The sequence below is a fragment of the Caulobacter sp. SSI4214 genome (assembly GCF_012184455.1).
GTDB classification, from domain to species: Bacteria; Pseudomonadota; Alphaproteobacteria; order Caulobacterales; family Caulobacteraceae; genus Caulobacter; species Caulobacter vibrioides_E.
Map to the genome: position 1 here is coordinate 40,770 of NZ_SZWJ01000026.1, position 13,153 is coordinate 53,922.

Below are 13,153 nucleotides of genomic sequence, written 5' to 3' on the forward strand. Positions count from 1 at the left end.
AGCAGGCGGGACTTGTCGTCCTGGGAGCTTCCATGCGTCTGCCCGCCCTCGCCCTGGCCTTGCTGGCCTTGCTCGTCTCTCCCGCCGTCGTCGCGCCGGCCTGGGCCCAGCGCCTGGACGAGACCCCGCGCGTCGCGGTGATGTCCGCCTTCCCGCCCGAAATCGGCGCGCTGAACGCCGCGACCAGCCAGCAGAAGACCTTCGAGGTCAACGGCGTGCGCTTCACGACCGGAACGCTGGAGGGCAAGCCCGTGGTCGTGTTCCTGAGCGGCGTCTCGATGGTCAACGCGGCCATGACCACTCAGATGGCCCTGGACCGCTTCAACATCACCCGCATCGTCTTCTCTGGCATCGCCGGCGATGTCGACGAGGGCCTGGACATCGGCGACGTGGTGGTGGCCGATCAGTGGGCCCAGAACCTGGAAAGCGCCTTCGCGCGCGAGACCGACAAGGGTTTCGAGGTGTCCGCCAGCATCCGCAACAGCGACCTGGCCAATTTCGGAATGATCTATCCGCGCGCGATCCTGCTGCCGGGCGCTGATCTTTCCAAGCCGGCCCGCGTCTGGTTCCCGGCGGACCCGGCGATGCTGGACATCGCCCGCAAGGTCGCCGCCGAGGTGGCGCTGCAGCGCTGCGTCGCCGACAAGTGCCTGGCCCATCCGCCCAAGGTGGTCGTGGGCGGCAACGGCGTCTCGGCCCCGGTGTTCCTCGACAACGCCGCGTACCGCAAGTACCTGCGCGCCACGTTCCAGGCGCGCCTGGTCGACATGGAGAGCGCCGCCGTCGCTCACGTGGCCCTGGTCAACAAGACGCCGTTCGTGGTGTTCCGCAGCCTGTCGGACCTGGCGGGCGGCGGCGCGGGGGCCAACGAGATGCACACCTTTATGGCCCTGGCCTCGGACAATTCCGCGACGGTGGTGAAGGCTTTCGTGAAGGCGCTTCCGAACTAAAGAGCCACGTCTATCGCGTCCCGAAGGTTCGATCCCCGGCGTCTCCCAGGCCCGGTACGATGTAGCCGTGGTCGTTTAGCGTTTCGTCGATGGCCGCAGTCCAGATCGGCACGTCCGGATGCGCCGCGCTTAGAGCGTCCACGCCCTGGCGCGCGGCCAGCAGGCAGACGAAGCGAAGATTGGTGACGCCGTGATGCTTCAGGCGCGCGATCGCCGCGATCGCCGAGTGGCCGGTGGCCAGCATCGGATCGACCACGATGACCAGGCGGTCGGTGATGTCCTCGGGGGCCTTGAAATAGTACTCGATCGCCTCCAGCGTCTCATGGTCGCGATAGAGGCCGATGTGAGCCACGCGGGCCGAGGGGACCAGGTCCAGCATCCCCTCGCACATACCGAGGCCCGCGCGCAGGATCGGGGCGAAGACCAGCTTCTTGCCGGCGATCTCGTAGGCCGTCGTGGGCGCGACAGGGGTCTCGATCTCGACCTTTTCCATCGGCAGGTCGCGGGTCACCTCGTAACAAATCAGGGTGGCGACCTCTCGCATCAGGGCGCGGAAGGTCTTTGTCGAGGTCGCCTTGTCTCGCATCTTGGTCAGCTTGTGCTGGACGAGCGGATGGCCGACGACGGTGACCTGGGTCATGGGAGCGCCTTGCTAGGACAGTGACCCCAAGCTCCTAAAACCTGCCGGGTTCGGATGGAACCGTCTAAGCGACGTAAGGGGCTCCATATTCAAGCCGTTGGAGCGTTCGCGCGACCAGGCCAGGCGCCGCCGCGCCTTCCAAGCGGAGATCGCTGACGGTTTTCGCGCTGTTCTTCTCCACGCACTTAGGTATTTCAGGCTCGACGACTCACGCGATCGCGAGCGCTATTGTCGCCGCTCGCGTCGCGCGGGCCTCGGCGATGCGCCGCCGCGTAGCCAAGACCATCGTAACCGCCAGAACCGCCGCCCGCCATCGGCCGCGCGGTCCGACGACCTCAGGGTTTGAGATGAAGTGACCGATACGAGCGGGGTCAAAGGAGCTGGACGCAAGTCCGGCGGCAAGCGTCGCCAAGTCGCCGCCCTGCCCTGGCGCGGCGAGGGCGAGGCGCTGCGCATTCTGCTCGTCTCCTCCCGCGAGACCCGCCGATGGGTGATCCCCAAGGGCTGGCCGATGAAGGACAAGACCGACTTCCAGGCCGCCGCCACCGAGGCCTATGAGGAAGCCGGCCTGGACGGGATCATCGGCGAACAGTCGATCGGCGAATACGAATACCTGAAGAAGCTCAAGAACGGCATGGCGCGGCTGGTCAAGGTCGACGTCTATCCGCTCCAGGTGACGGGCGAACGCGAAGCCTGGCCGGAGCAAGGCCAGCGCACGCTGCGATGGATGCCGCCGGTCGAGGCCGCCCTGGCCGTCCAGGAGCCGGCCCTGCGCGACCTGATCGTCCGCTTCGCCGGAACGACGCTCCCCGAGGAGGAATGCCCGGCCCCGGCCAAGGCCCCCACCCCGGTCCGCGTGGCCTTCGACCGTCTGCGTCGCCGCGTGACGGCGCTCTGGGGACGCTATCCGCGATAGACGCGCGACGGCGCCTGTGGACAAAGCCGCTCGTCGCGCATAATGTTCTTATTATGTTCTCGCGCGGCGGATCTTCTCGATGCAGCTCTCCCTAGGCCTGGCCCGGTCGCCGCTGGAAAGCATGCGCGACGCGCTGCTGTGCGAGTTCGGTCCGCAGCGGCCAGTCGCGCGGATGGATCCGATCTCGCAATTGGTGAAGTCGTCGATCAGCGGTCGCACCCAGGACGCCGTCTCGTGGAGCGCCTTTCTGCGCCTGAGAGCCGAGTTCAAGGCCTGGGAAGACCTGGCCCGCGCTCCCGTCGCCCGCGTGGCGCGGATCATCGACGACGTGACCTTCCCCGGCGACAAGGCTCGCCATCTGACCACCGCCCTGAAGATGATCGAAGCCAAGGTCGGCTGGCTGTCATTGAACCACCTGAAGACCCTGACCGTGGACGAGGCCCGCTGGGAATTGCAGGTGCTGCCCGGCGTGGGCGTCAAGGTCGCCGCGTGCGTGCTGAACTTCAGCGACCTGGCCATGCGGTCCTTGGTCGTCGACACGCATGTCCACCGAGTCGCCCGCCGCATCGGCCTGGTAGGCGCGGGCGACACGACCCACGCCTATCACACGCTGATGGACATGGCGCCGGCTAGCTGGACGGCCGACGACCTCTTCGAACTGCACTGGCTGCTGAAGCGTGGCCTGGGCCAGATGCTGTGCCCGCACGAGGCTCCCAAGTGCGGGGCCTGTCCCGTCAAGGCGATGTGCGCCAAGACCGGCGTGGGCCACAGCGCCGACGTCCTGGCCTGGCGACCACGGGGTTAGGCCGATCCGCGCCTCGCCCTCGTTCCCGATGCCGGTCGGCGCGATCCGCCTTTGAAAAAAGTCATCCGCCGACCGGCGGAAATCGCGATCTCGCCCGTCGGTCTTGGAAACAGGTATCGGCACGTCGGGGAACGCACCATGATGAAACCCACCCTCAAGTCCGTTCTGATGGCCACCGCCCTGGCCGGAACCTTGGGTCTGGCCGGCGTGGGCATCGCCCAAGCGGCCAAGGCCGGCGACGGCGAGGTGGTGGCGATCATGGGCGCGACCGTCTTCGACGCGACGGGGGCGGCGCCGCATCTGGCCAATGTCGTGATCCGCGACGGCCGCATCGCCGAGGTCGGACCGACCGTGAAGGCTCCACGCGGCGCGAAGGTGATCGACGCCAAGGGCGAGGCGCTGCTTCCAGGCTTCTTCGACCTGCACACCCACTGGACCCCGTCAGGCGTTCCGGGGACCACGCCGCAGATCGCCACGGCCTATGTCTCGTCGGGCGTCACCACGGTCAGCGACTTCAACGCCGCGCCGGAATCCTTCGCGCCCCGCCGCCAGTGGCTGTCGACCCTGGTCGCGCCGCACGTCAACTTCGCCGCCCGGATGAGCACGCCCGGCGGCCACGGCGCCGACTGGGCCGACACCGCGACCACCAAATGGGTCAACACGCCCGAGGCCGCCCGCGCGGCGGTCAAGTCGCTGATCCCCTACAAGCCCGACCTGATCAAGGCCTTCACCGACGGTTGGCGCTATGGCGTCGCGCCCGACAACACCAGCATGGACGAGTGGACCCTGACCGCCCTGGTCGACGAGGCCCACAAGAACAATCTGAAGGTCTTCACCCACACCGTCACCGTCGATCGCGGAGAGGTCGCCGGCCGCTCCAAGGTCGATGTGATCACCCACAGCCTGCAGGATCGCCGGCTGGACGCCGAGGCCGTCGAGATTATCAAGGCCGGCGGCACGTCGGACACGCCCACTCTGGCGGTCTACGAGCCGGTCAAGCCGGGGCAGCCGCCGCGCGATCCGGACGAGAACCCGAACGTCAAACAGAGCTTCAAGAAGTTCGACAACGCCCTGCACAACGCCAAGATGCTGCATGACGCCGGCGTGACGATCGCGCTGGGCACCGACGCCGGGATGCCCGGCACGCCGCACGGCGCGTCGACCCTGCATGAGATGGAGCTGATGGTCCGCGCCGGCCTGACGCCGACCGACGCCCTGATGGCCGGCACGGCCTTCAGCGCCAAGGTCATCAACCTGCTGTCGGATCGCGGCACCATCGAGGTCGGCAAGCGCGCCGACCTGGTGCTGATCAAGGGCGAGCCCTGGAAAACCATCAGCGACGTGCGCAAGACCGATCGCGTCCTGATCGACGGTAAGCTGGTCTACGGCCCTGGCGCGCCGGCTCTGACGGCCAACCAGGCGACGACCATGCCCTCGATCCCGGCCAAGGCCCAGATCGACGATTTCGAGCGCGCCGACGGCCGCTCCAGCCTCGACACCCTGCGCACCGACGACCCGGACGGCGGCCTGGACCGCACGGTCGAGATCAGCCAGGTGATCACGCGCGGCGAGCAGGGCCACGCCCTGTCGATCAGCGCCCGCATGTCGATGAAGCCCAAGCCCTATGCCGGGGTGATCATTCCCCTGACCCGCGGCTCGATCCAGCCGGTCGACGCTCGCGCCTTCAAGGGCGTGCGCTTCGAGGTGCGCGGCGACGGCGATTACGCCCTGGGCGTCAGCACGGCTGGCGGTCGCTGGTCCGCGCCGTTCTCGGCCGGTCAGGCCTGGAAGACGGTCGAGATCCCGTTCACGGCCCTGAAGCCCGCCAGCGAGCGCGGCGGCAAGAGCGAATGGACTGGCTCGGACCTGACCGAGGTCGAGTTCATGGGCGGTCGGAAGGGCGGCGAGAAAATCTGGATGGAAGTCGACAACGTCACTTTCTACTGAGCCGGAAGCGGCCGGCGCGCGGCGTCAAGATCGCGCCCGGCTATTTCCAGGGAAGACGCGGCCAAGGTCGGCCGGTTGCATCGAAGGCTCGCTCTTGGGGGGCGGGTTCAAGAAGAGGGGAACTCTAATGACTAAGACACGCGCGCTGCGCGCCGCCATGCTGGCCACCTCGGCGCTGTGCGCCGCCTGGGCCAGCCAAGCCGCGGCCCAACAAGCCGCCACGCCCGAAAGCACCGTCGAGGAGATCGTGGTTGTCGGCTCGCGCATCGAAGGCGCCAAGGCCACGGCCGCCCTGCCGGTGACGGTCGTCGATTCCAAGCAGCTGGAAACGGTCGCCGCCAATTCGGGCGATGAGCTGTTCCGCGCCATCCCGCAGATGGGCGACGTCAACTACAACAGCAGCTACATTCCGGGCAGCAGCAACTCGGCCCGGGGCGACATCGGTTCGGTGAACCTGCGCAACCTGGGCTCGGGCAATACCCTGGTGCTGCTGAACGGCCGCCGCGTCGTGACCCACCCGACCAGCCAGGCCGACGGCACCAGCCTGGTCCCGACCATCACCTATAACACCAACGCCATCCCGACCACGGGCCTGCAACGCCTGGAAGTCCTGCGCGACGGCGCCGCCGCCATCTACGGCACCGACGCGGTGGCCGGCGTGGTCAACACCGTGCTGAAGGACAACTTCAACGGCGCCGACGTCTCGGCGCAATACGGCCACGCCCAGGGCACGCACCTGAAGGAATACGAATTCAACGGCCTGTTCGGGAAGAACTTCGACCGCGGCAACGTCACCGTCTTCGTCAACTACGACCACCGCACCGAGCTGAACTCGCTCGACCAGAGCTACACCGCCTCGGCCGACAAGCGTCCGCTGTTCGACGGCACCAGCTTCGCCGGCGCGGGCAGCCTGGACAATCGGGTCACCACCACGCCCTGGGGCAGCTTCACGGCGTCCGGCGCGGTCCGCGCCAACGGCGTCCTGATCACCAGCGCGGCCGGCGCCTTCCACATCCAGCCGACGACCAACAACGGCAGCCAGATCGCCGTCGGCCCGGGCATCAGCATTCAGTCGGGCGCGCCCGCGACCTCGGGCGATGATCGCAACCTTCGCTACGACGCCGCCGCCACCGGCACGTCGATCATGCCGGAGCTGAAGCGCATCAACGTCTTCTCGACCGGCCACTACGACCTGACCGACACCATCACGGCCTTCGGCGAGGTCGGCGTCTATCGCGCCAAGACCCGCGCCTACCAGGCGCCGAACAACACGACCTCGGCCCAGGTGCTGACGGCGCCGGCGTCGAACTACTGGAACCCCTTCGGCGCGGCGACCTTCGCCAACGGCACGGCCAATCCCAACCGCCTGGCCGGCACCACCGCGCCCGCCACGGGCCTCTCGGTCAACCTGACCAGCTACGACTTCGTCGATGTCGGCAAGCAGCAGGTGGACGTCACCAACAACGAGACCCGCTTCCTGGGCGGTCTGCGCGGCAAGGTCGCCGGCTGGAAGTGGGAGTCGGCGCTGCTGTACTCGCGCGCCTCGGTCAAGGACGTGTCCGACGGCATCAGCGCCACGGCCCTGGCCAAGCAGCTGGCCCTGTCGACGCCGGACGCCTACAACCCGTTCAACGGCGGCACGCTGGCCAATCCCAGCGTCGGCGACGCCACGCCCAGCAGCCAGGCGGCGATCAACGCCATCAAGATCAAGACCACGCGCTACAGCACCAGCTCGCTGGCCTCGTGGGACTTCCGCGTCTCGCGCCCGGATCTGTTCCACCTGCCCGGCGGCGATGTCGGCGTGGCGGCGGGCGTCGAGTGGCGTCGGGAGACCCAGCATGACGACCGCGACGCCCACGTTGACGGCACGATCACCTACACCAACCCGGTCACCGGCCTCGTCTATGGTTCGGACCTGATCGGCACCAGCCCCTCGCCCGACACCAAGGGTTCGCGCAAGGTCAGCTCGGCCTATGTCGAGTTCGCCATCCCGGTGATCTCGCCGGAAATGGGCATCCCCCTGGTGCGCAACGTGGAACTGCAACTGGCCGGTCGCGCCGAGGACTACAGCGACGTCGGCTCGGTGGCCAAGCCCAAGGTCGCCATGGCCTGGGACGTGGTCGACGGCTTCCGCCTGCGCGGTTCGTGGGCCCAGGGCTTCAAGGCCCCGAACCTGGAGCAGATCAACGCTTCGGTCATCAGCCGCGCCAACACCCGCACCGACTATATCCGATGCGAAGCCGACCTGCGCGCCGGCCGGATCACCAGCTTCAGCAACTGCACCCGCTCGCTCAGCGTCACGGCCCAGCGCGCCGGCAACCCCGACCTGAAGCCGGAAGACTCCGAGACCATGGGCTTTGGCTTCGTGTTCGAGCCGAAGTTCATTCCGTCCGACTACGGCAACTTCACCCTCACCGTCGACTATTGGCGCGTGAAGCAGAAGGGCATCGTCGGCCTGTTCGGCGAGGGCAACGCCCTGATCCTCGACTACCTGCTGCGCCAGAGCGGCTCCAGCAACCCGAACGTCGTGCGCGCCGCTCCGACGGCCGACGACGTCGCCGCCTTCGCGGGCACGGGCCTCGCTCCGGTCGGCACGGTGCAGTACGTCAAGGATCAGTACGTCAACACCCTGCCGCAGGAAGCTCGCGGCGTGGACATCGGCCTGATGTGGCGCAAGCACGGCACGCGCTTTGGCGATTTCGACGTGTCGGTCAACGGCGCCAACCTGCTGAAGTTCTATCAGCAGCCCTCGCCGCAGATCGCGCAGCTGCTAGCCGCGCGTTCGGCCGGTCAGATCAACGCCGGCACCAACATCACCGGCGGCGGCAGCTACATCCGCTACAACGGCAAGCCCGACTGGAAGTGGACCGCTTCGGCGACCTGGCGCCTCGACCATCTCACGGTCGGCGCGTTCACCCAGTACATCTCGGACGTGAACGACACGAGCCTGCTGGACTCGGCCGGCACGCCGTGGGTGGTCAAGTCCCAGGCCACCGTCAACATCTACGGTCAGTATGAGTTCAGCCAGGGCTGGGCCCAGCGCACCTATCTGAAGCTGGGCGTGAAGAACCTGTTCGACAAGGATCCGGCGCTGTCGTCGAACGGCTACATGGCCTCGGTGTACCAGCCCTACGGCCGGTACTACTACGCCAGCATCCGGAAGACTTTCTAAGCGTTTCTGGCCCGCGCTCTCCCTGGGGAGCGCGGGCTTACCTTATTCGGTCTCGACATGGACCCGGCGGAAACGTCCCTGGAGATAGACCAGGGGTTCGTGATCCGGGTCGTAGCGCAGCTTGACCACCCGCCCGACATAGACGCGATGATCGCCGGCGTCGAAGGCGTGGTGGGTCTCACACTCGAAATTGGCCATGCAGTTAGGCAGGATCGGCGCGCCCGTGCGCCAGGTCTCGGTCTCGATGCCGGCGAAGCGGTCGATATCCTTGCGCACGAACTGACGCGCCAAGGCCTGGTGCTCGGCGTGCAGCACATTGACCGCCCAGCGTCCGGCCGCGTCCAGAGCCGGCAGGCTGGCAGACTTGAGGTCGACGCAGACCAACGCCAGAGGCGGGTCGAGGGACACCGATGTGAAGGAATTGGCCGTCAGCCCCACCTTGCGTCCATCCTCGCCAACAGTGGTGATCACCGTCACCCCGGTCGTGAAGCAACCAAACGCGTTGCGCAGAGCCCGGGCGTCGTGATCGCCGCCCTCCCCCAATTCGATCGTGACCGCCTTGCTCATCGAGCCAGCAGTAAGCCCCTTCCCCGTCGCGGGAAAGGGGTTCCGGTCAGCGCTCGACCAGCACGCCCGGCCGGCTGGCGTCCAGCCCGAACGTCGTCGGCAGATGGCGCACATGCGGCGTTTGCAGGCCCAGGGCCTTGGCGCCGCGCGCCACGGCCAGCTTGCCCAGAGCGGCGGGACCGAAACCCTCTTGGATCCGCGGCTTGGCGCCCAGACGCCGGCGCAACACGCCGTTGGCGTAGATGACATTGGCCCGCATCAAGGCCGGCGGCGTCATGAACTCGATCGAGATCGAGACATTCAGCATCGGGCCATTCTCGATCCGATGCGGGGCGTTCTGCTTCCAGGTGACCATGTCGCCCGGCGTCAGTTCGACCATCTGGGCGCCCTGATCCCATTCCGGCTCGAAGGCGAATTGCTCGGCGGTCTCGCGCAGCACGATCCGCTCAAGGGCCTGGTCGCCGACATAGGGGTCGGCCACCGGATAGACCCAGACCTTCTTGCGCCCCCGTAGCTGCCAGAGCGACACCAGCGGCACGTCCAGATGGTAGAAGACCTGGGCGTTGGCGCTGGAGATCAGCATCCCAAGATCGCGCTTGAAGGTTCTCAGGCCCGGAACGCCCGCTTCCTTGTCCGCGAAGATCTCCTGGCAGAGGGCGGCGTATTCGGGCACGTGTTCGTTCGTCTGGCGAAGGTTCAGCCAGATGCGGCCGCTCTTAGCCGCTTCCAGCAGTTGGTCGCCGGTCAGGGTCCCCGCCGAGCCCTTGCGCCAGGTCGTCCAGGCCTTGGGGTCCTCGCCCATGGTGAAGACGCCCAGCTTGTCGCGCGGGTAGAGATCCAGAAGGCGCGCCAGGCCCTCGTCGTCGAACATCGGCCGCTCATGCAGAGCGTGCTTGAACATCAGGGTCTCGCGGCCGAAGGCCTTGGCCTTGTCCGCCGTCCAGTCGGTGATCACGCTCACGCGGTCCTCCCGTAGAATTGGATCTTGAAGGGGCCCCACCAGAAGGTCTTGCCCAGCCCCCGCGCGGCGCGGTCCAGCCACTCGGCCCGGTCCTTCGCGCGGGTCAGCCACTTGAACGCGGCCATCGCGCCGAACAGCGCGGCCTGGACGACCCCGATCGCCATCCAGCGGGCCACCCCGAGGCGGTCCGGCGGCGTGGCGGCGGCGCAGTGCGAACTGGGCCCTTGTCCATAAGCAAAGGCGCGCGCGATCGTGTAGGAGAGGCTGAGGCGCGAGGGGACCGGATCTTCCCAGACCCAGGCCGCCGGTTCCCAGGCGAAGCGCGCGCCGGCCGCGCCCATGTGGCCGAACAGCATGTCGTCCTCACCGCCAATGTGATTGCGCTCGGCGGCGAACGGCGAGACGGGATCCGGCAAGGCCGCGCGGCGGATCAGGCTGTCGCCGCAGCCGTAATGCCGGTCCAGGATCCCGGCTTCCGCTGGTCCCTCGCGCGAGAAGAAGCGCTCCAGATAGTCGCGATGCTCGACGATCTGGGCCGGCGCGCGGGCCTTGACCGGGCCGAACACCACGTCGGCGTCGAAGCGGTCCTGGGCGGCCAGCAGCGCGGCCAGCCAACCGGCCGGAGCCTCCTCGTCGTCGTCCAGGAAGGCGATCAGGTCGCCGGACGCCTTGGCCATGCCGGCGTTGCGAGCATTGGCCACGCCGGCCTTGGGCTCGTGGACATAGATCAGCGGAAACGGCGCGTTCTTGGCCAGATCCTCGGCCACGGGGCGCGCCGAGGGGACCTGGTCGTTGTCGACGATCACCAGTTCCAGCGTCGCGGGATCGACGCCGACCTGCCCGAACACCGAACGCGCCGCCACGGCCAGGCCGTCGGGACGTCGCTGAGTCGGGATCATGATCGTCACGCGCGCCATCAGGCCTCCGAGAGCTCTCCGCTTCGACGCTGGGTCCGCGAAGCGACGGCCTCGACGAACTCGCGCACGCGACCGCCCATGGTCAGTTCGGTGCTGGCGATGGCGTCCATCCGGCGGCGCAGACGACCGACGGCCCCTTCGCCCCGGGCGCCGGCCAGGCTCCAGACATTCTCGACCGACATCGCCATGCGCCCGCCCAGGCCAGCGGCCGTGGCGCCCCCCTCGCCGATCGAGATCGTGTTCAGGGCGTAGGCGCGCTTATAGTGGTCATGGCCCGGACCCAGATCATAGCGGGTCAGCCCCATCTTCGGCATGGCGGCGATGGCGCGCAGGAAGAAGATCTGCCCCGGCGACCAAGCGGCGTGCTCGGGGTTCGTGGAGGCGATCCATGGATGGTAGGTCTGGCCTTGTCGGACGCCGAAATGACTAGCCACCAGAGTGTCGCCGGCATAGAGGCCGATCATCAGGCCGCGCATCGCCCCGTCGCGGGTCTGGAACAGGTCTGCCATCAGCTCGCGCGTCCAGTCGGCGCGCAGATAGTCGTGGCCGCCCGTGCGGATCAACTGTTCCCGCTTCCAGTCGATCAGCAGATTGAAGCTCTCGCGCGAGATATCGCCGGCCACCAGACGAACGGACCCCACCTCGCGGTCCAGCTTGTTGTCGAGACGCCGGTAGTTCTTGATCTTCTTGGGGCTCTCCGCGCGAACCGCCTCGAGATAGCGCTCGGCGTCCGTTTCGCGCAGGTCGATCACATAGGCCGCGCGCTCGGCGGTAGGGGCGGCCGCGAAGACGCCGTTCGGATCCAGCAGGCCGGTGTATCGAAATAGACGCACGTCGGCGGCGCGAAGCACGTCGCCAATCTTCAATCCCGCTTCGGGACGGCTGACCAGGCCGTGATAGTCGGACAGCGGGGAGCCGATCGGCCGCGCCAGGCCGCCCGGGCGTCGGTGATAGGCCAGGAAGCCCACGGCTTCGCCATCCCGCCGCACCACGGCGACACGCGCATCTTCCCGAACCTTTCCAACGGCTTGCGCGAAGTCAGGCCCCAGCAAGGGATTGGCGAAAGCCGGCTGCGAAGCGGCCAGCCCCCGCCAGACCGCCACGTCGGTGGGCGTCAGCAGGCTGGGATGAAGGGTCTCGACGTCCAGCATATCCACCTGTCCTACTCCGGCTCGGGTTAGGGAAAGATGGACCTTTCACTGCAATCCCCGCGCCAAAGGCGGGGCGCCGTTGGCTACCCGAAAGTCGCCTTCAGGATGGTCTCCAGCCACCGCTGATCCGTGTCGTCAAAGGCGGCGGGCTTATCGGAATCGACGTCGAACACGGCGATCAGCTGGCCGTCGGCGTCGTGGACCGGCACGACGATCTCGCTCTGGGAACGACCGTCGCAAGCGATGTGTCCCGGAAAGGCGTGCACGTCCGGGACGAGCTGAGTCTCGCCGCTGGCCGCCGCCGCGCCGCAGACGCCGCGCCCATAGGCGATGCGCAGGCAGCCCAGCGTGCCCTGGTAAGGCCCGACCACCAGCTCCCGCGGCTTCAGCGGATCGACGACATAGAAGCCGGTCCAGAAGTAGTGGTCGAAGCTGTTCGCCAGCATCGAAGTCACCGTCGCCATGCGCGCGGTCAGGTTGGGCTCGCCGTCCAGCACGGCGGCGATCTCATCGGCGACCTCCGCATAACGGGTCGCCTTGTCGGCGGAGAGGGTGATGTCGTTGAACGCTTCGGCCATGGCCCGGATATAGCGCGCCCTAGAACTCCTGCCACTCCCCCGGACGCGAGCTGGGCTCGACCTTCAGCGCGTTGGCGCCTTGGACATAACGCTGGCGGAAGCTTTCACGGGTCGGGGCGGCGGTCGGTCGCGCGGTCGAGGGCGCCGGAGCCACCGGACGCGGGGCGCGGGGCGTGGGCATCTGGCGAACCTCCGCGCCGACCTGGAAGCGGCCGATCAGCTGTTCCAGCTCGGCCGCCTCGACCGAGAGGGCGTGACTGGCGGCGGTCGATTGCTCGACCATGGCGGCGTTCTGCTGGGTGACCTGGTCCATCTGGTTCACGGCCTGGTTCACCTCGGCCAGACCCACGGCCTGCTCCTTGGCGGAAGCGGCGATCTCGCCGACCAGCTCGTTGATCTCGGCCACCTGGACCAGGATCTGCTCGAGGGTTTCCCCCGTCTCTCCGACCAGACGCACGCCCTTGCCGACCTCGGCCGACGAGGCGCTAATCAGGCCCTTGATCTCCTTGGCCGCGTCGGCCGAGCGCTGGGCCAGCGCCCGGACCTCCT

General features: G+C 67.7%; 12 protein-coding genes. 5 read left to right on the plus strand and 7 right to left on the minus strand.

All coding sequences use genetic code 11. The annotated features are described in order from the left end of the window. Positions 1 to 32 precede the first annotated feature (32 nt). The gene (locus FCU40_RS10140; RefSeq protein ID WP_168074695.1) at positions 33 to 950 is read left to right on the plus strand and encodes a 5'-methylthioadenosine/S-adenosylhomocysteine nucleosidase; all 918 of its coding nucleotides are present in this window, start codon (positions 33 to 35) and stop codon (positions 948 to 950) included. A gap of 10 nt (positions 951 to 960) precedes the next feature. Here the strand turns inward: FCU40_RS10140 and upp are convergent, their stop codons facing one another. After that, positions 961 to 1,590: a uracil phosphoribosyltransferase gene (gene upp, locus FCU40_RS10145; RefSeq protein WP_168074697.1), complete on the minus strand. Its 630-nt coding sequence runs from the start codon at positions 1,588 to 1,590 to the stop codon at positions 961 to 963. Positions 1,591 to 1,942: 352 nt separating this feature from the next. Here upp and FCU40_RS10150 point away from each other — a divergent pair, with 352 nt between their 5' ends. The 4 genes from FCU40_RS10150 to FCU40_RS10165 all read left to right on the plus strand — a co-directional run bounded on the left by FCU40_RS10150 (position 1,943) and on the right by FCU40_RS10165 (position 8,430). Beyond that, positions 1,943 to 2,506 (plus strand): NUDIX hydrolase, encoded by a 564-nt coding sequence (locus FCU40_RS10150; RefSeq protein WP_004617527.1) that lies wholly within the window; start codon positions 1,943 to 1,945, stop codon positions 2,504 to 2,506. A 79-nt stretch (positions 2,507 to 2,585) separates the two neighbouring features. Beyond that, a complete protein-coding gene (locus tag FCU40_RS10155) occupies positions 2,586 to 3,311 on the plus strand; it encodes an endonuclease III (protein ID WP_168074699.1) in 726 nt (241 codons plus the stop codon). Positions 3,312 to 3,449: 138 nt separating this feature from the next. Then, a complete protein-coding gene (locus tag FCU40_RS10160) occupies positions 3,450 to 5,258 on the plus strand; it encodes an amidohydrolase family protein (RefSeq protein ID WP_206677324.1) in 1,809 nt (602 codons plus the stop codon). Between the two features lie 127 nt (positions 5,259 to 5,385). Beyond that, complete coding sequence (locus tag FCU40_RS10165; protein ID WP_004617535.1) at positions 5,386 to 8,430, plus strand: TonB-dependent receptor; 3,045 nt, start codon at positions 5,386 to 5,388, stop codon at positions 8,428 to 8,430. 42 nt (positions 8,431 to 8,472) lie between these two features. Here the strand turns inward: FCU40_RS10165 and FCU40_RS10170 are convergent, their stop codons facing one another. From FCU40_RS10170 to FCU40_RS10195, 6 genes are all read right to left on the minus strand, one after another. Continuing rightward, positions 8,473 to 8,997: a flavin reductase family protein gene (locus FCU40_RS10170; RefSeq protein ID WP_004617538.1), complete on the minus strand. Its 525-nt coding sequence runs from the start codon at positions 8,995 to 8,997 to the stop codon at positions 8,473 to 8,475. A 46-nt stretch (positions 8,998 to 9,043) separates the two neighbouring features. Continuing rightward, entirely contained in the window at positions 9,044 to 10,069 is a 1,026-nt protein-coding gene (locus FCU40_RS10175) for a hypothetical protein (RefSeq protein ID WP_168074700.1), read from the minus strand. Then, positions 9,955 to 10,875, minus strand: coding sequence for a glycosyltransferase family 2 protein (locus tag FCU40_RS10180; RefSeq protein WP_168074701.1), 921 nt, complete (start codon positions 10,873 to 10,875; stop codon positions 9,955 to 9,957). Before FCU40_RS10180 ends, FCU40_RS10175 begins: the two co-directional genes overlap by 115 nt. Next, positions 10,875 to 12,026 (minus strand): GNAT family N-acetyltransferase, encoded by a 1,152-nt coding sequence (locus FCU40_RS10185; protein ID WP_168074707.1) that lies wholly within the window; start codon positions 12,024 to 12,026, stop codon positions 10,875 to 10,877. Before FCU40_RS10185 ends, FCU40_RS10180 begins: the two co-directional genes overlap by 1 nt. An 83-nt stretch (positions 12,027 to 12,109) precedes the next feature. Next, positions 12,110 to 12,604 (minus strand): GAF domain-containing protein, encoded by a 495-nt coding sequence (locus FCU40_RS10190; RefSeq protein ID WP_168074702.1) that lies wholly within the window; start codon positions 12,602 to 12,604, stop codon positions 12,110 to 12,112. A 19-nt stretch (positions 12,605 to 12,623) separates the two neighbouring features. Further along, positions 12,624 to 13,153: methyl-accepting chemotaxis protein (locus FCU40_RS10195; RefSeq protein ID WP_241693585.1), on the minus strand; the 530-nt coding region annotated here is incomplete at its 5' end.

Bases quoted from the DNA above. Each gene is read 5' to 3' on its own strand.
- FCU40_RS10165 (WP_004617535.1), top strand. From the start codon at position 5,386: ATGACTAAGACACGCGCGCTGCGCGCCGCCATGCTGGCCACCTCGGCG.
- FCU40_RS10140 (WP_168074695.1), top strand. From the start codon at position 33: ATGCGTCTGCCCGCCCTCGCCCTGGCCTTGCTGGCCTTGCTCGTCTCT.
- FCU40_RS10185 (WP_168074707.1), bottom strand. From the start codon at position 12,026: ATGCTGGACGTCGAGACCCTTCATCCCAGCCTGCTGACGCCCACCGAC.
- FCU40_RS10190 (WP_168074702.1), bottom strand. From the start codon at position 12,604: ATGGCCGAAGCGTTCAACGACATCACCCTCTCCGCCGACAAGGCGACC.
- upp (WP_168074697.1), bottom strand. From the start codon at position 1,590: ATGACCCAGGTCACCGTCGTCGGCCATCCGCTCGTCCAGCACAAGCTG.
- FCU40_RS10155 (WP_168074699.1), top strand. From the start codon at position 2,586: ATGCAGCTCTCCCTAGGCCTGGCCCGGTCGCCGCTGGAAAGCATGCGC.
- FCU40_RS10160 (WP_206677324.1), top strand. From the start codon at position 3,450: ATGATGAAACCCACCCTCAAGTCCGTTCTGATGGCCACCGCCCTGGCC.
- FCU40_RS10170 (WP_004617538.1), bottom strand. From the start codon at position 8,997: ATGAGCAAGGCGGTCACGATCGAATTGGGGGAGGGCGGCGATCACGAC.
- FCU40_RS10180 (WP_168074701.1), bottom strand. From the start codon at position 10,875: ATGGCGCGCGTGACGATCATGATCCCGACTCAGCGACGTCCCGACGGC.